We start from the raw sequence: 19,511 nt of genomic DNA on the forward strand, positions 1-19,511 counted from the left end.
GTGATCGGGCTTTGCGATCAGCGACTTGTCCATCGCGGCATCCTCCGCCGGAGGGGGCGGGAACAGGGCGGCGCGCCGCCGTCGGCGTCTCCCCTCTGCCGCGCCCGATTGACGCGGCGCGACATCGCGGTCACTGAGTGGCAAAAAAGGCTTGGGGTCTCATGCGAATCGTCATCATCGACGACAGCGGCCTGCGCGCGACGGTCCTGGAGGAAGGACTGCGCGAGGCGGGCTATGACGATATTCACATCGTCCCCCCGCGCGGCGGCTTCGTCGCGCGGCTGGAGCGCATGGCGCCCGACGTGGTGCTGATGGACCTGGGCAGCCCCAGCCGCGACACGCTGGAGGAGATGCTGACGGTCAGCCGCGCTCTGGCCCGGCCCATCGCCATGTTCGTGGACCAGTCGGACGAAAGCATGATCGGCGCCGCCATCGACGCGGGCGTCTCCGCCTATGTCGTGGACGGGCTGCGCAAGGAACGGGTGAAGCCGGTGCTGGAGCTCGCGGTGCGCCGCTTCAACGCCTTCGCCCGGCTCCAGAGCGAACTGGACGAGGCGCGCACGGCGCTGTCCGACCGCAAGATCATCGACCGCGCCAAATCCATCCTGATGAGCCAGCGCGGCCTTGGCGAGCCGGAGGCCTATGCGCTGCTGCGGTCGAGCGCGATGAATCAAGGGAAGAAGATCGTGGACGTCGCCCAGGCCCTCATCACGGCCAGCGACCTGTTGGGAGGGATGTGATGGTGATGACGACCGACCTGCGCATCGCCTTCCTGCCGCTGACCGACGTCGCCGTGCTCGCCGTGGCGCGGGAAAGGGGCTTCGCGGAGGAGGAGGGGCTGCATCTCGACCTCGTCCGCACGACCAGTTGGGCGACGTTGCGCGACCGGCTGGTGTTCGGCCAGGTGCAGGCGGCGCATATGCTGGCGCCGCTGGCCGTCGCGGTGACGCTGGGATTGAGCCAGCAGGCCGCGCCCTTGTCCGCCCCCTACAAGCTCAACGTCAACGGCAACATGCTGGTGATGGCCAGCGAATTCGCCCAGGCGCTGGCCCCGGACGTGGCGGCGCGGCTGGACGATCCGCTGGGCACCGCGCATGACTTCGCGACCGCCATTGGCCTGTGGAAACGCAAGCCGGTGATCGGCGTCGTCCATCGCTATTCCAGCCATGCCGTCATGCTGCGCTACTGGCTGGCGAGCGCGGGGGTGGACCCGGATCGCGACGTCATCCTGCGCGTGCTGCCGCCCTCGCTGACGGTGGAGGCGATCCGCGCCGGGGAGATCGACGGCTTCATCGCGGGCGAACCCTGGGGCAGCGCGGCGGTGGATGCGGGCCTGGCGGAGGGGGTCGCCATTGGCGAGCGCATCTGGCGGCGCGGGGTTGAGAAGGTGCTGGCCTTCCGCACCCCCTGGCTGGAGGAGAATCCCGACAGCGTCGACCGGCTGCTGCGGGCGTTGGTAAGGGCGGGCGCCTGGTGCGACGATCCGGACCATCATGAGGCGCTGGCGCATCTCCTGTCGCAACCGCATTATGTCGACCAGCCCGCCGACCTGATCCTGCGCGCCCTGTCGGGCAGGATCGTCCCGCGGGTGGACATGGCGCCGCTCTCCATGCCCGATTTCATGCTCTTTTCGCGGGAGGCGACGCCCTTTCCGTGGCGCAGCCAGGCGCTGTGGATATATTCGCAGCTCGTCCGCTGGAAGATGGTGGACCATAGCGCGGAAAACGCCGCCAAGGCCGCCTCGGTCTTCCGCCCCGACATCTTCCGCCGGGCGCTGGCCGACAGCGATGTGGCGATGCCGGGGGCCAGCATGAAGGTGGAAGGGGCGGTGGCGTCCCCGCTGGCGGTCGGATCGAAGCGGGGCGAACTGACGCTGGGTCCGGACAGTTTCTTCGACGGCCGGGTGTTCGATCCGGAACGGATAGAGGATTTCCTGGCGAGCTTTTAAGGGTGGTTTGCCGTCATTCCCCCTCCCGCAGGCGGGAGGGGGTTAGGGGGTGGGCTGGCGCAACATCGGCGTTGTTTCGCAACGGCCAAGTCAGAAGCTCGCTCCGCTCGCACCCACCCCTAACCCCTCCCGTTTACGGGAGGGGAATGTCTTGGATTGGCCATTTTCCGACCTGCGGCGTAACTCCCCTCTGCTTCCCGAAATTTGTGCCTTGCAACATAGGTCGAATCGCGAGATAATATCGGAGTCGCGCGACGAGGCGCGTTTTCCGGGATGAGCCCTTCCCAAGGTCGGGATCGCGTTCTCCCTTCGATTCTACAGCAAAGCCGCTGGCCGGATTTCGCAAGGAGCGAGGTCCGGAAGCGGCTTTTTTCATGCCCATTTCATAAAGATTGAGGGACGACATCATGGCAACTGCTTATTGGGAGCGCCCGGAGGGCCAGGCTCCGGAGGCTGAGGGGGAAACCGGCCAGACCAGTTTCTGGAAGGCCGGGCACACGCCCACTCTTGTCGCCGCCTTCCTCTATTTCGACCTGGCTTTCATGGTGTGGGTGCTGCTGGGGCCGCTGGCGCCCTCCATCTCCAAGACGCTGGGCCTGACTCCGGCGGAAAAGGGCCTGATGGTCGCCGTTCCCACGCTGGCGGGCGCCGTGCTGCGCGTCGTCAACGGCCTGCTGGTCGACCGGATCGGCTGCAAGCAGGCGGGCGCGATCAGCCAGGCGATCGTCATCCTTGGCCTCTTCACCGCCTGGTCCATGGGCGTCGACAGCTTCGCGGGCACGCTGGCGCTGGGCGTCATCCTGGGCTTTGCGGGGGCCAGTTTCGCGATCGCGCTGCCGCTCGCCAGCCGCTGGTATCCCGCCGAACATCAGGGCAAGGCGATGGGCCTCGCCGGCATGGGCAATTCGGGCACGGTGCTGGCGTCGCTGTTCGCGCCGATGCTGGCCAAGCTGTTCGGCTGGAACGCGGTGCTGGGCCTGGCCTGCATTCCGCTGACCATCGTCTTCATCCTGTACATGATCATGGCGAAGAACGCGCCGGACGCGCCCGCGCCCAAGAAGCTGGTCGATTATTTCCACCCGCTGAAAAGCGCCGACGCCTGGTGGCTGATGGGCTTTTATTCGGTGACCTTCGGCGGCTTCGTGGGGCTTGCCGCCTCGCTGCCCATCTATTTCACCGACCAGTTCGGCCTGACCCCGGTGGTCGCGGGCTATTGCACGGCGGGCTGCGTCTTCGCCGGGTCGCTGGTGCGCCCGATGGGCGGGGCGCTGGCGGACCGGATCGGCGGCGTCAAAGCGCTGATGATGGTCTATGTCGCCGCCGCCCTGGCCCTGGCGGGGGTCGCCTATGCGCCGACGCTGTTCTCCGCCCTTGGCCTGTTCGTCGCGGCGATGCTGGCGCTGGGCGTCGGCAACGGCGCGGTCTTCCAACTCGTGCCCCAGCGGTTCCAGGCGGAAATCGGGGTCATGACCGGCCTGGTCGGCATGGCGGGCGGCATTGGCGGCTTCTATCTCGCCTCGTCGCTGGGCATCGCCAAGCAGTTCACCGGCAGCTTCGCGCCCGGCTTCCTGATCTTCGCGGGCCTGGCGCTGGTCGCGTTTCTCGGCATCTCGCTGGTCCGCGCCCGCTGGCGCGCCACCTGGACCAGCGCGGCGCGCATCTGATCGGTCAAGGAGAGGGAGGCGGCGGCCCGCGCAGGCCGCCGCCCTTTTCGCGCCTGCGATAGGGCGCATGGACGGCGAAACGAAAATACATCGTTCTGCGAGGAATCGCTTGACGCGAATCGCCAAAAGCCTATGCTGCAATGCAAAGGACAGGGTTGTCCTTCTTCCATAGCCGCGATGGTCCAGGGACGGACGATCAAGGCGCTTATGATGGCAAGGCCGCCATCCAGACCCTCCGGTTTCAAAGACCGAGGGTCCGGATGGCGGCCTTTTTCTTTTCTGGAGTCGAGGGATGGATTTTCAGAACAACGGACCGGAAATGGCCAGCGAAGAACAACGCTTCGCGCCGTCCCAAGATGTTCGGGAACATCTGGTGGTCGTGGGCAACGGCATGGCCGGCTGCCGCGCCGTCGAGGAACTGCTGGCGCGGGACAAGGACCGCTATCGCGTCACCATCTTCGGCGCGGAACCCTATGTGAACTATAACCGCATCATGCTCTCCCCGGTGCTGGCCGGGGAAAAGAGCTTCGACGACATCATCATCAACGGCCGCGACTGGTACAAAGACAATGGTATCGAACTGATCGCGGGCGACCCCGTGACGGCCATCGACCGCGCCGCCAGGACCGTCACGAGCCAATCGGGTCGCACCGTCGGCTATGACAAGCTGCTGATCGCGACGGGTTCGGACCCCTTCATCATCCCGGTTCCGGGGAAGGATCTGCCCGGCGTGATCAGCTTCCGCGACATGAAGGATGTCGACACCATGCTGGCCGCCGCCGAAGCCGGCAAGGCTTTGGGGGGCGGCAACGCAGTCGTGATCGGCGGCGGCCTGCTGGGGCTGGAGGCCGCGCATGGCCTCACCCTGCGCGGCATGAAGGTCACGGTCATCCACCTCATGGACACGCTGATGGAACGGCAGCTCGACGAGGCGGCGGGCTGGCTGTTGAAATCGGCGCTGGAAGGGCGCGGCCAGACCATCCTGACCGGCGCCAACACCGCAGAAATCTACGGCGACGGCAAGGTCGAGGGCGTTCGCCTGAAGGACGGCCGCGAAATCCCGGCCAGCCTTGTGGTCATGGCGGTGGGCATCCGCCCCTCGACCGCTCTCGCCCGCGAAGCCGGGCTGGAGGTCAATCGCGGCATCAAGGTCGACGATCATATGGTGACCAGCGACCCGGACGTGCTGGCGGTCGGCGAATGCGTCGAGCATGACGGCAATGTCTATGGCCTGGTCGCGCCGCTGTGGGACATGTGCCGCAGCCTGGCGGACGGGCTGACCGACCGGCATAGCGGCTACAGGGGGTCGGTCACCTCCACCAAGCTCAAGGTCGCGGGTCTGGACGTCTTCTCCGCCGGCGATTTTTCGGGCGGCGAGGGGTGCGAGGACATCGTCCTGCGCGATGCGTCTCGCGGCGTCTACAAGCGCGTCGTCGTCAGGGACGACAGGATCGTGGGCGCCGTGCTCTATGGCGACACGGCGGACGGCGGCTGGTATTTCGACCTGCTGAAGCGCGAGGAGGATGTCAGCGAAATCCGCGACCTGCTGATCTTCGGCCAGGCCTTCGCCTCCGGAGGGGGCGCGCTGGACCCTAAGGCGGCCGTTGCGGCGCTCTCGGACGATGCCGAGATTTGCGGCTGCAACGGCGTAGCCAAGGGCCAGGTCGTCGCCTGCATCGAAAAGGGCGCATGCAGCCTGGACGCGGTGCGCGCCACCTGCAAGGCGTCGGCAAGCTGCGGAAGCTGCACCGGCCTTGTCGAAAACCTGCTGAGCGTCGTGCTGGGCGAGGACGTCCAGTCCGGCCCCAAGACCCTATGCAAATGCACCAGCTTCACCCATGACGATGTCCGTCGGGAGATCGTGGCGCAGAATATGCGCTCCATCCCGGAGGTGATGCAGTTGCTGCATTGGTCGACGCCGGACGGCTGCTCCTCCTGCCGCCCCGCGCTCAACTATTATCTGCTCTGCGCGCTGCCCGGCGAATATCAGGACGACCAGCAGAGCCGCTTCGTCAATGAGCGCATGCACGCCAACATCCAGAAGGACGGCACCTATTCGGTGGTGCCGCGCATGTGGGGCGGCCTCACCAACCCGCGCGAACTGCGCGCCATCGCCGATGTGGTCGAGAAATATAACGCCCCGATGGTGAAGGTGACGGGCGGCCAGCGCCTCGACATTTTCGGCATCAGGAAGGAAGACCTGCCCGCCGTCTGGGCGGACCTCAACGCCGCGGGCATGGTTTCGGGCCATGCCTATGGCAAGTCGCTGCGCACGGTGAAGACCTGCGTCGGGTCCGAATGGTGCCGCTTCGGCACGCAGGATTCGACCGGCCTCGGCGTCAAGATAGAGCGGATGACCTGGGGATCGTGGATGCCCCACAAGTTCAAGATCGCTGCCTCCGGTTGCCCCCGCAACTGCGCGGAAGCGACGATCAAGGACTTCGGCGTGGTCTGCGTGGATTCGGGCTATGAACTGCATGTCGGCGGCAATGGCGGCATCCATGTCCGCGCCACCGACCTGCTGTGCAAGGTCTCGACCGAGCAGGAGGCGCTGGATTATTGCGCCGCCTTCATCCAGCTCTACCGCGAGGAAGCCCGCTATCTGGAGCGCACCGCGCCCTGGATCGAGCGCGTCGGCGTCGACTATGTGAAGCGGCGGATCGTCGAGGACGAAGCGGGCCGCGAGGCGCTGCGCAGCCGCTTCCTCTATTCGCAGAGCTTCTCCCAGGAAGACCCCTGGGCGCAGCGCGCGGCCGGTGCGGACAGCGAACTGCACCAGCACCTCGAACCCCCAATGCCCTTTGGCGCCATCGCCGCGGAGTGAACCACATGACCGACTGGATCGACATCGGAACGCTGGCCGACATTCCCCAGCGCGGCGCCCGCACGGTGCGGATTGCCGGACAGAAGGAAATCGCCGTCTTCCGCACCGGCGACGACCATGTCTTCGCGCTGGTCAACGAATGCCCGCACAAGAAAGGCCCGCTGAGCCAGGGCATCGTCCACGGCCACAGCGTCGCCTGCCCGCTGCACAACTGGAACATCGCGCTCAAGACGGGCGAAGCGCAGGGCAATGACGAGGGCTGCACCCCGACCGTCGCGGTCAAGCAGGAGGGCGGCCGCATCCTGATCGCCCGCCCGGCCTCGCTCAAGGCGGCTGCATGAAGGTCAGTCTCCTTTCTCCCCTCCCTTTCAAGGGAGGAGCCGGGGGTGGGTGCGCCGCGCCCGCGGCGCCCGCGACGGTAGTGCTGCAGGCTCCCACCCACCCCAACCCCTCCCTTGAAAGGGAGGGGCTATGACAAGTGTCCGCACCACCTGCGCCTATTGCGGCGTCGGCTGCGGCATTTCGGCCACGCCGACCGGGCCGCGCTCGGCCGACATCAAGGGCGATGAGGCGCATCCCGCCAATGCCGGCCGCCTCTGCTCCAAGGGCACGCATCTGGGCGAAACGGTGGGCCTGACGGGGCGCCTGCTGCACCCGATGATCGGCAACAGGCGCGCAAGCTGGGACAAGGCGCTGGACCTGGTGGCGCGGAAATTCCGCGAAACCATCGACCGCCACGGTCCCGACAGCGTGGCCTTCTACGTCTCCGGTCAATTGATGACCGAGGATTATTATGTCGCCAACAAGCTGATGAAGGGCTTTATCGGCTCGGCGAACATCGACACCAACAGCCGCCTCTGCATGTCGAGCGCGGTCGCCGGGCACAATCGCGCCTTTGGCGAGGATGTGGTGCCCGCCAGCTATGACGATCTGGACGAAGCGGACCTGATCGTGCTGGTCGGCTCCAACACCGCATGGTGCCACCCGATCGTCTACCAGCGCATCCAGGCGGCCCGCGCCGCGCGCGGGACGAAGCTCGTCGTCATCGATCCGCGCCGCACCGAAAGCTGCGAAGGCGCGGACCTGCATCTGCCGGTGAAGCCCGGCACCGACGTCGCCCTGATGAACGGCCTGCTCGCTTGGGTAGCGGCGGAGGGCGCCACCGACCCCGCCTTCCTCGCCGATCATGTCAGCGCGCCCGAAGATTTCTGGGATCATGTCCGCGCCGGGCACGACCTCTGGACGACGGCGAAGACCTGCGACGTCGCGCCCGCGCTGCTGGAACAATTCTACAAGCTGTTCGCCGCCACGCCGCGCACCGTCACGCTGTTCAGCCAGGGCATCAACCAGTCGATCCGCGGCACCGACCAGGTGAACGCGATCATCAACGTCCACCTCGCCACCGGCCGCATCGGCAAGCCGGGCGCGGCGCCCTTCTCGATCACCGGCCAGCCCAACGCCATGGGCGGCCGCGAAGTCGGCGGCCTTGCCTCCAGCCTTGCCGCCCATATGGATTTCGCGCCGGAAAATGTGGAGCGGGTGGGCCGCTTCTGGGCCGCCCCCGCCATGGCCACCAAGCCGGGCCTGAAAGCGGTCGACCTGTTCCGCGCCATCAACGAAGGCCGGATCAAGGCGCTCTGGATCATGGCGACCAACCCCGCCGTCTCCATGCCCGACGCGGGCCGCGTGCGGGAGGCGCTGGAGGCGATCCCCTTCCTCGTCGTGTCGGACATCATGGCCGACACCGACAGCAGCACGCATGCCCATGTCCGCCTGCCCGCCGCCGGATGGGGGGAAAAGGACGGCACCGTCACCAATTCGGACCGCACGATCAGCCGCCAGCGACCCTTCCTGCCGCTGCCGGGAGAGGCGAAGCCGGACTGGTGGATCGTCAAGGAAGTCGCCCGCCGCATGGGATGGCGCAGCGCCTTCGCCTATGATCGGCCCGCCGACATCTGGCGCGAACATGCCCGCCTGACCGCCTATCGGAATGACGGAGAGCGGCTGCTCAACCTGCGCTCCCATGCGACCATCGGCAACGACGCCTATGACGCCATGGAGCCGTTCCGCTGGGGCGGCACGCCCTTCGCCGACGGCCGCTTCCCGACGCCGGACGGCAAGGCGCGACTGGTCCTGACCAGGCAGATGGAGGTTCAGGAGCCGCTGCGGGATTGGCCGATGACGCTCAACACCGGGCGTTACCGCGACCAGTGGCACACGATGAGCCGCACCGGCCTGTCCCCGAAACTCGCGCGCCATCGCGAGGAGCCGCAGGTCGAAATCCATCCGAAGGATGCCGAGGCGCTGGGCATCGTCGACCGCGACCTTGCCCGCGTCCAGACGGCGCAGGGCAACAGCATCTTCCGCGTCAGCCTGAGCGAAGGCCAGCGCCCCGGCGAGATCTTCACGCCGATCCACTGGACCGACCAGATGTCGAGCGGCGGCCGCACCGGCCTGCTCCCTCGTCCGCTGGTCGATCCGCATTCGGGCCAGCCCGGCTTCAAATCCACCCCGGCCAGCGTCGAGAAGGTCGCGACCGAGTGGAGCGGTTTCCTCATCCTGCGCGGCGATGAGCCGGTGAAGCTGCCCTGCCTCTGGTCCACCCGGATCACCGTTCCGGGCGGCGCGCTGTACGAGATCGCCGGCAATGGCGACCCGGCCCGCCTCGACGCCTTTCTTCCGAAGGGCGACCGGGTCGAGGCCATGGACGCCTCCCGCGGCACCCGGCGCGTCGCGACCATCAGCGAAGGCAGGCTGAACGGCGTGCTGTTCGTGACGCGCACCGGCCTGTTGCCCTCGCGCGACTGGCTGATCGGCCAGTTGCAGGCAGAGGGAGTCGGCGGCTCCGTCCTCGCGGCGCGGGGACCGGGCAGCCAGCCGGAAAAGGGCGCGACCGTCTGCGTCTGCTTCGACATCGGGTTGAACCAGATCGTCGCCGCCATCCGCGAGCAGGATCTGGTCGACGTCGCCGCCGTCGGCAAGGCGCTGGGGGCGGGGACCAATTGCGGATCGTGCCGCCCCGCGCTCGCCAATATCCTCACCCAGACATTGCAGGAGACGCTTCATGCAGCCGAATGAGCTTATCGCCCCCGGCGAGGTCTGGCTGGTGGGCGCAGGCCCCGGCGACCCGGACCTGCTGACCCGCAAGGCCGAAAAGCTGATCGCTGCGGCGGAGATCGTCTTCCACGACGCGCTGGTGGGGCCGGGGGTGCTGGACCTGATCCCGCAGGGCGTCGAGCGGGTCAGCGTCGGCAAACGCTCCGGCCGCCACAGCAAGGCGCAGGAAAGCATCAACGACCTGCTGCTGGCGGCGGCGAAGGCGGGCAAGCGCGTCGTGCGGCTGAAGGGGGGCGACCCCTCGGTCTTCGGCCGCTCGGCGGAGGAGATGGAGCATCTGGCGGAGGCGGGCGTCGCCGTGCGCATCTGCCCCGGCATCACCACCGCCAGCGCGGCGGCGGCGAACGGCCATGCCTCGCTCACCCTGCGCGGCGTGGCGCGGGGACTGACGCTGGTGACGGCGCATCTGAAGGCAGGCGAGCCGCTGAAGCTCGACTGGGAAGCGCTGGCCCGGCCGGGCGGCACGCTCGGCATCTATATGGGCCGCGCCGCTGCCGGAGAAATCAGCCGCTCGCTGATCGCCGCCGGGCGCGATCCCGAAACGCCGGTGATGGTGGCGGTCAATGTCTCGCTCCCCAATGAACGGCTGATCCGGGGCAAGCTGTCGGCGCTGGCCTTCCTGGTGGCGACGATCAGCGACGAAGACCCAACCCTGCTGCTGATCGGGGAAGCAGTGGCGGGAACCCATTTGCCGGTGGAAGTGGTTGAGAGTGCTACCGTCCGGGCCTGACGACCAACCCTACCTCCGTTCGGGCTGAGCCTGTCGAAGCCCTTTTCTCCTCAAGAGAAGCCGAACCCTTCGACAGGCTCAGCCCAATCGGGGAAAAGTGAACCGCTCCAGATCCTCCGGCCGGTTGATATTGGGCAGCACGAACTCCGGCCGCTCCACGATCCGCGCCCCGACCCGCTCCAGCCAGCCATGGATCGCCCGGCTATTCTCCTCGGCCAGATGCGCATCCAGCTCTCCCGCCAATGAAGCGGGCCAGAAGCCGGCCAGTTGCTGCCCCTTCAGGATCGCCGCGCCATCCCCGATCAAGGCCTGCGCCAACCCGTCCGGATAGACCGGAACGTCGCACCCCGTCGTCAGCACCGCGTCATAACCCTGCGCCGCCGCATGATGCAGCGCGGCGTTCAGCCCCCCTAACGGTCCCATGTCCGCCGCCGGCCGGTCCGCCAGCCCGGTCATTCCCGGAACGTGCCGCCCGCAAATCACCACCGTCTCGACATGCGCGCCCAGCGCCGCCGCCGCATGATCCAGCAATGTCCGCCCATCGAGCATCGCCAAGGCCTTGTCGCTGCCGAAGCGGCTGGATCGTCCCCCGGCCAGAACCGCGCCCAGCAATCGCATTCCGTCCCTCCTCATGCCGCTTGGCATTGTCCTCGCTTTCCCTTATGGCGCGCGGCGCGGGCGGGGACAAACCCTCGCGCGCAAAGAAGATCGCGCCGGTGCCCCCAAAGGGCTGAAAACGGGAATGCGGTGCGGGCGGGAAACCGTCCTATTCCGCGGCTGTCCCTGCAACTGTAAGCGGTGAGCGCGATGCACTTCGGTCCATGGACCGGCCACTGGACGCAAGTCCGGGAAGGCATGCATCGCTGCGTTGACCCGCGAGCCAGGAGACCTGCCGGCGCACGGTCGCTCTTGCCCTGGCCCAGGTGTTGGCCATGGCACGGTGTTTTCCGTCTGAGCGACGAAGCGGCGCAGGGCCGCATCGGTGCGGGGGAGGGCACTGGCGTCGACTTCCCCCTGCGCCGACCGCGATGAGCGGATGCCCTGAGCCATGAAGTCGCAGCGACGCTCAGGGAAACAGATATAATGTTGAAAGCCACCCTCTCTCTTGCCGCTTTGCTCGCGGCCGCGCCCGCCCTCGCCGCCGATGATGACGAGATCATCGTCACCGCATTGGGCATCGAGCAGCCCCGCGACGAGGTCGGCCAGGCCGTCACCGTCATCGACGCCGACACCATCCGCACCCGCCAGAGCGTCAGCGTCGTGGACCTGCTGGCGACCACGCCGGGCGTGCGCTTCAACCGCAGCGGCAGCTTGGGCGGGGTGACCGGCGTTTCGCTGCGCGGCGCTGAAACGACGCAGACGCTGGTGCTGATCGACGGGGTCAAGGTCAACGACACCAGCGGCATTGGCGACATGTACGATTTCGGCAATCTGCTGACCGGCAATATCCGGCGGATCGAAATTTTGCGGGGGTCCAACTCCATCGCCTATGGCAGCCAGGCGGTCGGCGGCGTCGTCAACGTCATGACCGGCACGCCTGCCGCCGGTTTCGCGGGCAATGCATCGGTCGATTACGGCTATAGCGACACGCTGAACGCCAAGGCGGACGTTTCGGGCGGCAGCGGCATCGCATCGGGCGGCGTTGGCATCGCCTATTTCAACACCGACGGCATTTCCTCCGCCGCCAATGGCACGGAAAAGGACGGCTATGAGAATATCGCCGCCAACGCCAAGCTGAAGCTGGCCTTCACCGATACGCTCAGCCTCGACCTGCGCGGCTATTATATCCATGCCGATCTGGATACCGACAACGGCGTGTTGGACAGCACAGCGGACACTTCCAAATCGGATCAATATGTCGGCTATGCCGGGCTGAACCTGGAGCTGTTCGACGGCAGGCTCACCAACCGGGCGGCCGTGACCTGGTTCCGCATGGACCGCGACTATACATCCGCATTCGGCCCCTATGGCTATTCGGGCACCAATCTGCGCTTCGAATATGAGGGCGTCTATCAGCCGGTCGATCAGGCGAAGCTGGTCTTCGGCTATGAACATGAACGGCCCGACTATGACTTCTCCGGCTTCGGCTCGGTGGAAAGCCACAAGGCCGATGTCGACAGCGTCTATGCGCTGGCCATCGTGAAGCCGGTCGCCGGCCTGTCGCTGACCGCCGGCGCGCGGCATGACGATCACAGCCAGTTCGGCGGCGCGACCACCTTCGGCGCCAATGCCAACTACACGCCCAACGCCGGCGCGACCAATATCCGCATGAGCTATGGCGAAGGGTTCAAGGCCCCGTCCCTTTATCAGCTTTACGGCGCCGATGTCGGCAATGCGGGCCTGCGTCCGGAGCGGTCGAAAAGCTACGACATCGGCTTCGACCAAAGGCTGGATGGCGACCGGGCGATCCTCTCTGTCACGGCGTTCCGCCGCGACACCAAAGACCAGATCAACTATGATTATTCGATCGGCCTTTACGGCGGGTACAATAATCTGGACCGCACCCGCGCCAAGGGCGTGGAGGCGATGCTGGCCCTGAAGCCTGTCGATGCGCTGACGGTCACGGCCGCCTACAGCCATGTCGATGCGCGCGACCGCAATACCGACGCCCGGCTGCCGCGCCGCGCCGCCGATGCGGTCAGCGTTTCGGCGGACTATGTCTGGCCCTTCGGCCTGTCGACCGGCGCGACCGTGACGATGGTGGGCGACAGCTTCAACGATGCGACCAACGCGATCCGGCTGGACGGCTATGCCGTGACGGACGTGCGGGCATCCTTCCCGATCCGGGAGAATCTGGAGATCTACGGCCGCATCGACAATCTGACCGATGAGAAATATGCCACTGTCTATGGCTATGGCACATATGGCCGCTCGGCCTTCGGCGGCGTGCGTGTGCGCTTCTGAAAATAGCCTAATGGCGCGGCGCGGCGTTCACCCGCGCCGCGCCCTTGCGCACGGCTCCGTCAAGCTGCGCCATGCCCTTGTGCGCAGCGCCGTCAAGCTGCGCAGCGATGCTCCGCGCCGCATCGACATAGGCGGGGCCGCCGCACACCGTCCACGCCTGCGGCAGGCGGATGCGCGGAATGGCGCGCAATATGGGATGGCGCAGCATCTCCGTCCCCTGATCGACCACCTCTTCGCTGCCGCTCTCCACGATCAGCCAGTCGGGGCGGGCGGCGATCATCTCCTCCAGCGACAGTTGCGACAGCGCCGGCTTGCCCAGCCTGCCCGCCAGATTGACCAGCCCCACGCGCCGCATCAGGTCGTCGACCAGCGTGCCGGTGCCGGTCATATAGCCGCGCCGCTGATAATAGGCGGCAACCCCGCGACGCTTCGGGCGGGGCAGGGCGGCGAGGTCGCGATTCATGGCCCGGATCAGCGCTTCGCCCCGTTCGGTATGGCCGACCGCCGCTGCAACCTGACGGATCTGCGCCAGGATCATGGGATAGCCGTCCGCGCTCGCCAGCCCCAAAGTCCGCCATCGGCCCGGAGGCGCGCCGACGACGCCGTCGTTTTCGGGAAAGCCGATCAGCAGGTCGGGCCGCAGCGCCAGCACTTCCTCCGCCGGGCGCTTGAGCGTGCGGAAGGCGCGGGCCTTGCCGACCGCCGCCGACAGTTCCGGGTCGTGCCCATAGGGGCTGAGCGCCGCGATCTGCGCCGGGTCGGCCAGAGCGAGCACATATTGATCGGCGCAGGTGTTGAGCGACACGATGCGCCGGGGTTGGGTGGGCGCCGCGCCGGTCAGGACCAGGGCGCAGAACGCTGTAAAGATTATTCTGCGCCGCACGCTGCTGCTCCCGGATTGTGCCTCAACAAACCACCATGCTCCTGCCTTCGCAGGAGCACGGCACGCTGTAGCAAGCAACGAAGGCCGCGCAAGCCATGAGCGTCCGCCGTCACCCGCTGCTGATCCCCGCGCTGATCCTGTTGATGCTGATCGCCGCCCTCGGCTCTGTCACGCTGGGGGCCGTGCCGCTCTCTCCGGAGCGCATCCTTGCCGTCCTGACCGGCGGCGGCGACGATGTCGCCCGCGCCATCCTGATCGACCTGCGCCTGCCGCGCATGCTGCTCGGCCTGATCGTCGGGGCGATGCTGGGCCTCGCCGGCGCCGCGCTTCAGGGCTATCTGCGCAACCCGCTGGCCGAACCTTCGGTCTTGGGGGTGTCCAATGCTGCGGCCCTCGGCGCCGTCTGCGCGCTGTATTTCGGGCTGGCGCAGGTGCATCCGCTGGCGCTTCCGGCACTCGCCATCCTCACCAGCCTGATCGGCATCGGCGCGCTGTTCCTGCTGGCCGGCCCTGCCGAAAGCCCCCTTACCCTGATCCTCGCGGGGATCGCCATCGCCACGCTGAGCGGGGCGGGGATCAGCCTGTCCCTGAATCTCTCGCCCAATCCCTTCGCGGCGATGGAGATCATGAGCTGGCTGATGGGCAGTCTGGAAAACCGCGCCTACAGCCATGTCTGGATCGCGCTGCCCTGCGTTGCCGTCGGCGCGGCGCTGCTGATCGCGGACGGGCGGACGCTGGACGCGCTGACGCTGGGGGAGGATGGGGCGCAGGCGCTGGGCATCGACCTTCGCCGGGCGCGCATCCGCCTGATGCTGGGCGTCGCCATAGGCGTGGGCGGCGCGGTGGCGGTGTCCGGGGCCATCGGCTTCGTCGGGCTGATCGTGCCGCATCTGGTGCGGCCGCTGACCGACCGTTCGCCCTCCGCTATCCTGCTGCCCTCCATGCTGGGCGGGGCGGCGCTGCTGACGCTGGCGGACATCGGCGTCAGGCTGATCCCGACCAGCAGCGAACTCAAGCTGGGGGTGCTGACGGCCTTGCTGGGCGTGCCCGTCTTCCTGATCCACCTGATGCGGGAGCGGCGGCTATGGTGACGATCCGCGCGCAGGCGCTTTCCATCAGGCTGGGCCGGCATCCGGCGGTGAACGGCGTCGACCTGCTGCTGGAGCCGGGATGCCTGTTGGGCATTATCGGGCCGAACGGCGCCGGCAAGTCGACCCTGATCCGGGCGCTGCTGGGGCTGGTGCCGCGGGCGGGCGGCACGGTCCTCATCGACGGCGTCGATAGCGGCCGGCTCAGCCGGCAGGAGATCGCCCGGCGCATCGCCTATCTGCCGCAGGGGCAGGCGCTGCACTGGCCGCTGGCGGTGGAGCGGCTGGTGGCGCTGGGCCGCCTGCCGCATCTGGGGCCGCTGTCCCGCCTTTCCGCGGAGGATGAGGCGCTGATCGACGCCGCCCTGATGCGCGCCGATGCGCTGCATCTGAAGGGGCGGGTCGCGACCGAACTGTCCGGCGGCGAGCGCGCCCGCGTGCTGCTGGCCCGGGCGCTGGCGGTCGGCGCCCCCGCGCTGATCGTGGACGAGCCTCTGGCCGCGCTCGATCCGGGGCATCAGATCGACGTCATGGACCTGCTGAAGGCGGAGGCGCGGGCGGGATCGCTGGTCGTCGCCGTGCTGCACGACCTGGGCATGGCGGCCCGCTATTGCGACCGGCTGGTGCTGATGGACCACGGCTCGCCGGTGGCCGACGGCGCGCCGCTGGAGGTGCTGACGGAGCGGAATCTCGCCCAAGTGTACGGCATTGCAGCGCGCATCGAGGCAGACGGAAAGTGGCCGCTGATCCTGCCCGTGGGGCGAGTCAAAAGCTGAACTCCCTGTCGTTCCCGCGAGAAGCGGGGAGGCGCCCTTACTCCGCAAAAGACCGGGGCGCCGGAGCCACCACCGTGAACGCTCCCGCGCCGATCTCCGACACTTCCAGCGCCCGTTCCGCAATGCCGTCGCGGCCGAAGCGGAACGCCCCGTCGATCCCGGCAAAACCCCCCGCATCGCGCAGCCGCGCCGCCGGGAAGGTCGTGCCCGGCTTCCAGTCGCGGGCAATCCGCACCGTCAGCAGCACCGAATCATAACCCAAAGCCGACAGCCGGAACGGCGCATTGCCGTAGCGCGCCCGATATTTGGTCGCGAGCTGGCTGTAGAGCCCATCCGAAACGCTGGCGAACCATGCGCCGCGCAGCACCCGGCTGGACGCCAGGCCGCTGTCCGTATTCCACAATTCGGTGCCCAGCAGCCGCGCCGTCGCGCCGCCATTCTTCCGCACGATCGGCGCGACCTGCATCGCCACGCGGCCGCTGTCCGCGATCAGCAGCGCGTCATAGCTGGAGGACGCCTGCAATTTCCTGACCGCCGCCGTGATGGAGGCGGCGCTGCGGTCGAATGTCTGCATCGACACCACGGTTGCGCCCGCGCCCTCGACCGCGCGCAGCAGGGCCGTGCCCGACCGCTCGCCATAGGTTCCCTTGGGCACCAGCGCGGCGAATTTGGACAGGCCCTTGCCCCTGGCGAATTCCACCACCCGCTCGATCGACTGGTTGGGGTTGTAGCCCATGATGTAGACGCCGTTTCCGGCGACGCTGGTGTCGTTGGAGAAGCTGATCACCGGCACGTTCGCCCGCGCAGCGATGGGTCCGACGATCCGCGCATCCTCCGCCAGCAACGGCCCCAGGATCAGCTTGTTGCCGTCCGCCAGCGCCTTGTTCGCCGCCGCCGCCGCGCCGACGCCGGTGTCGTAGGTGGTGATGCGCACCTTGTCGGCCTTGGTGTCCAGCAGCGCCAGCGTGGTCGCATTGGCGATGGACTGGCCGACGCCCGCATTGGGACCGCTCATCGGCACCAGCAGCGCGACGCGGTGGCGCAGCGTGTCGGTGGGCAGGCCCTCGGTCACTTCGGGGCCGGTCTGCGTCGGGCCGGTCTGGGCCGGGCCGGGGCCTTTGGGCACGATGGATTGACAGGCGGCGACCAGCAGCGCGGTGGCTGCGAACAAAATCCGCCCGGCGCGTTTCATGGCAGCGAACAAGTCCGCTTGCCGGGGGGCATCCGTCTCTGTCATCTGGCATCCTTATGGAAACTGATATTGTTGATCTTGATGGTTCTGGGCTTGAGGCTGGGCTTTACATCGTTGCAGGGCCGATCGGCAACCTTGGAGACCTTACCCCCCGCGCGGCCGAAGTCCTGCGCCTTGCCGACGTGATCGCCGTGGAAGATACACGGGTCAGCGCACGCCTGCTGCGCCATGCCGGGTCGGACCGGCCGATGGTCCCCTATCACGACCATAGCGCCGAAGGGGTGCGCGCCCGCCTGATCGAGCGGATGGCGAGCGAATCGGTCGCGCTGCTGTCCGACGCGGGAACTCCGCTGATCTCCGATCCGGGGTACAAGCTGGTGCGCGACGCCCGCGCCGCCGGCCGCCGGATCACGACGCTGCCGGGGCCGAGCGCCGCCATCGCCGCGCTCACTTTGTCGGGCCTGCCGACCGACCGTTTCCTGTTCATGGGCTTCCTGCCGTCCAAGCGGAAGGCGCGCGGCGACGCGCTGGCTGAGGTCGCCGCGCTGCGCGCCACGCTGGTCTTCTACGAAAGCGGCCCGCGCCTGTCGGAAAGCCTGGCCGCCATGGCCGAGCATCTGGGCGACCGCGAAGCCGCCGTCTCCCGCGAGATCAGCAAGGCGTTCGAGGAAACCGCCACCGGGACCCTTACCCAACTGTCCGCCCGCTATGCCGACGCCCCGCCCAAGGGGGAGATCGTCGTCATCGTCGGCCAGCCCGGCGAAGCCCCGCCCGCCAGCGCGGAGGATGCCGACGCCGCCCTGCTCGAAGCCATGGAACGCCTCCCCGTCTCCAAGGCGGCGGGGGAGGTGGCGAAGAAACTGGGCCTCGACCGCCGCGCCCTCTACGACCGGGCGCTGGAACTCAAGGCGTGAGGCGTCAGGCCGCCGAAAAACGCGGGCGGCAGGCGGAACGGATCGCCGGCTGGTGGCTGCGCCTGAAGGGCTGGCAGATCGTCGGCCGCCGTATGCGCACGCCCGCCGGAGAGGTCGACCTGGTCGCCCGGCGCGGCGGGATGCTCGCCTTTGTCGAGGTGAAGGCCCGCGCCACCGGCGCCGATCTCGACCTCGCCATCGACGAACGCCGCCTTTCGCGGGTCGCCGCGGCGGCGGAAATCCTGTTCCACGACCTCGCGAAACCGGGCGACGACATGCGAATCGACGTGATGCTCCTTGCACCGGGCCGCCCGCCGCGCCATCTGGCGAATGTCTGGCATGGGGGCTGACTCGACCTCCGTTCGCCCTGAGTAGCCCCTGAGCTTGTCGAAGGGGCGTATCGAAGGGCGGGTGCGGGACGGTGCTTCGATACGGGACTTCGACAAGCTCAGCCCTACTCAGCACGAACGGAAGAAGAGGAAATGATTGCAGTGACCCAGCTCAACCCGCTCACCGTCGCCGTGCAGATGGACCCGATGGAGGGGATCAGGATCGGCGGCGATTCGACCTTCCACATCATGCTGGCGGGGCAGGCGCGGGGGCACCGGCTCTATCATTATCTCGCCCCCGACCTCACCTATCGCGACGGTCGCGTGCTGGCCAAGGCCCGCCCGGTGAAGGTGCAGAAGGTCGAAGGCGACCATTTCGTCTTCGGCGAGCCGGAGATGCTGGACCTCGGCCGCGACGTCGACGTGGTGCTGATGCGGCAGGATCCGCCCTTCGACCTCAGCTACATCACCGCCACCCATCTTCTGGAGCGGGTGCAGGAGGAGACGCTGGTGGTGAACGACCCCGCCTCCGTCCGCAACGCGCCGGAAAAGCTGTTCGTGCTGGATTATGCGCGCTTCATGCCGCCCACCATGATCACCCGCGACCTGGAGCAGGTGAAGTCCTTTCTCGCCCAGCATGGCGAGATCGTGGTGAAGCCGCTTTACGGCAATGCGGGCAACGCCGTCTTCCATGTCGGGCGGTCCGGCGCGAATCTGTCCGCGCTGGTGGAACTGTTCAACGCATCCTGGGTCGAACCCTTCATGGTCCAGGCCTTCATTCCCGGCGTCGCGGAGGGCGACAAGCGCATCGTGCTGGTCGACGGCGAAGTCGCGGGCGCGGTCAACCGCATTCCCGGCGCGGGGGAAATCCGATCCAACCTCGCCGTCGGCGGATCGGCGGCCAAGACCGTCCTCACCGAACGCGAACTGGAAATCTGCGAAGCCCTTGGCCCGGAACTCAAGCGGCGCGGGCTTCTTTTCGTCGGGATCGACGTGATCGGCGGTGAATGGCTGACGGAAATCAACGTGACCTCGCCCACCGGCATCGTTTCCATCGACGCCTTCAACGGCACCGACACGGGCGGCATGATCTGGGACGCGATCGACGCCCGGCTGGCGGCGCGGGCGGCCGCCTGAGCCAC

16 protein-coding genes and 1 riboswitch are annotated in these 19,511 nt (G+C 67.6%); of the genes, 13 read left to right on the top strand and 3 right to left on the bottom strand.

Annotated elements, in window-relative coordinates:
* Positions 1-161 precede the first annotated feature (161 nt).
* From SIDU_RS00590 to cobA, 7 genes are all read left to right on the top strand, one after another.
* Positions 162-740, top strand: a complete 579-nt coding sequence (locus tag SIDU_RS00590) for an ANTAR domain-containing response regulator (RefSeq protein WP_007687592.1) — start codon at positions 162-164, stop codon at positions 738-740.
* A 5-nt stretch (positions 741-745) separates the two neighbouring features.
* Positions 746-1,948 carry an ABC transporter substrate-binding protein gene (locus tag SIDU_RS00595; RefSeq protein WP_025160910.1) on the top strand — a complete coding sequence of 401 codons (1,203 nt, stop codon included), beginning with the start codon at positions 746-748 and terminating at the stop codon, positions 1,946-1,948.
* A 407-nt stretch (positions 1,949-2,355) separates the two neighbouring features.
* Positions 2,356-3,612 carry a nitrate/nitrite transporter gene (locus SIDU_RS00600; protein WP_007687596.1) on the top strand — a complete coding sequence of 419 codons (1,257 nt, stop codon included), beginning with the start codon at positions 2,356-2,358 and terminating at the stop codon, positions 3,610-3,612.
* 292 nt (positions 3,613-3,904) lie between these two features.
* Positions 3,905-6,436, top strand: a complete 2,532-nt coding sequence (nirB, locus tag SIDU_RS00605) for a nitrite reductase large subunit NirB (RefSeq protein ID WP_007687598.1) — start codon at positions 3,905-3,907, stop codon at positions 6,434-6,436.
* Between the two features lie 5 nt (positions 6,437-6,441).
* Complete coding sequence (gene nirD, locus SIDU_RS00610) at positions 6,442-6,777, top strand: nitrite reductase small subunit NirD (protein ID WP_007687600.1); 336 nt, start codon at positions 6,442-6,444, stop codon at positions 6,775-6,777.
* 130 nt (positions 6,778-6,907) lie between these two features.
* Positions 6,908-9,514 (top strand): nitrate reductase, encoded by a 2,607-nt coding sequence (locus tag SIDU_RS00615; protein ID WP_007687602.1) that lies wholly within the window; start codon positions 6,908-6,910, stop codon positions 9,512-9,514.
* Complete coding sequence (cobA, locus tag SIDU_RS00620) at positions 9,501-10,283, top strand: uroporphyrinogen-III C-methyltransferase (RefSeq protein ID WP_007687604.1); 783 nt, start codon at positions 9,501-9,503, stop codon at positions 10,281-10,283. Before SIDU_RS00615 ends, cobA begins: the two co-directional genes overlap by 14 nt.
* 78 nt (positions 10,284-10,361) lie before the next feature.
* Here cobA and mobA read toward each other — a convergent pair whose 3' ends face one another.
* Positions 10,362-10,901 carry a molybdenum cofactor guanylyltransferase gene (mobA, locus tag SIDU_RS00625; protein WP_007685488.1) on the bottom strand — a complete coding sequence of 180 codons (540 nt, stop codon included), beginning with the start codon at positions 10,899-10,901 and terminating at the stop codon, positions 10,362-10,364.
* A 79-nt stretch (positions 10,902-10,980) separates the two neighbouring features.
* Positions 10,981-11,194: riboswitch (cobalamin riboswitch) on the top strand.
* A gap of 172 nt (positions 11,195-11,366) precedes the next feature.
* On the opposite strand from mobA, the gene SIDU_RS00630 reads away from it, so the two are divergent.
* Positions 11,367-13,187 (top strand): TonB-dependent receptor plug domain-containing protein, encoded by a 1,821-nt coding sequence (locus tag SIDU_RS00630; protein ID WP_007685491.1) that lies wholly within the window; start codon positions 11,367-11,369, stop codon positions 13,185-13,187.
* Between the two features lie 7 nt (positions 13,188-13,194).
* Here SIDU_RS00630 and SIDU_RS00635 read toward each other — a convergent pair whose 3' ends face one another.
* The gene (locus SIDU_RS00635) at positions 13,195-14,070 is read right to left on the bottom strand and encodes an ABC transporter substrate-binding protein (protein WP_007685493.1); all 876 of its coding nucleotides are present in this window, start codon (positions 14,068-14,070) and stop codon (positions 13,195-13,197) included.
* Between the two features lie 95 nt (positions 14,071-14,165).
* Between SIDU_RS00635 and SIDU_RS00640 the strand changes: the two genes are divergently transcribed.
* Both SIDU_RS00640 and SIDU_RS00645 read left to right on the top strand, forming a co-directional pair.
* Entirely contained in the window at positions 14,166-15,161 is a 996-nt protein-coding gene (locus SIDU_RS00640; RefSeq protein ID WP_007685495.1) for a FecCD family ABC transporter permease, read from the top strand.
* Positions 15,155-15,934 (top strand): ABC transporter ATP-binding protein, encoded by a 780-nt coding sequence (locus SIDU_RS00645; RefSeq protein ID WP_020821198.1) that lies wholly within the window; start codon positions 15,155-15,157, stop codon positions 15,932-15,934. The genes SIDU_RS00640 and SIDU_RS00645 overlap by 7 nt, the downstream gene beginning before the upstream one ends.
* 37 nt (positions 15,935-15,971) lie before the next feature.
* Here SIDU_RS00645 and SIDU_RS00650 read toward each other — a convergent pair whose 3' ends face one another.
* Complete coding sequence (locus tag SIDU_RS00650) at positions 15,972-17,171, bottom strand: penicillin-binding protein activator (RefSeq protein ID WP_007685500.1); 1,200 nt, start codon at positions 17,169-17,171, stop codon at positions 15,972-15,974.
* A gap of 11 nt (positions 17,172-17,182) precedes the next feature.
* On the opposite strand from SIDU_RS00650, the gene rsmI reads away from it, so the two are divergent.
* The 3 genes from rsmI (at position 17,183) to gshB (ending at position 19,506) form a co-directional block, all read left to right on the top strand.
* Complete coding sequence (rsmI, locus tag SIDU_RS00655; RefSeq protein ID WP_007685501.1) at positions 17,183-18,040, top strand: 16S rRNA (cytidine(1402)-2'-O)-methyltransferase; 858 nt, start codon at positions 17,183-17,185, stop codon at positions 18,038-18,040.
* Complete coding sequence (locus SIDU_RS00660) at positions 18,037-18,390, top strand: YraN family protein (protein ID WP_007685502.1); 354 nt, start codon at positions 18,037-18,039, stop codon at positions 18,388-18,390. Before rsmI ends, SIDU_RS00660 begins: the two co-directional genes overlap by 4 nt.
* A 132-nt stretch (positions 18,391-18,522) precedes the next feature.
* Complete coding sequence (gshB, locus tag SIDU_RS00665; RefSeq protein WP_007685503.1) at positions 18,523-19,506, top strand: glutathione synthase; 984 nt, start codon at positions 18,523-18,525, stop codon at positions 19,504-19,506.
* Positions 19,507-19,511 lie beyond the last annotated feature (5 nt).

This window comes from Sphingobium indicum B90A, assembly GCF_000264945.2.
GTDB classification, from domain to species: Bacteria; Pseudomonadota; Alphaproteobacteria; order Sphingomonadales; family Sphingomonadaceae; genus Sphingobium; species Sphingobium indicum.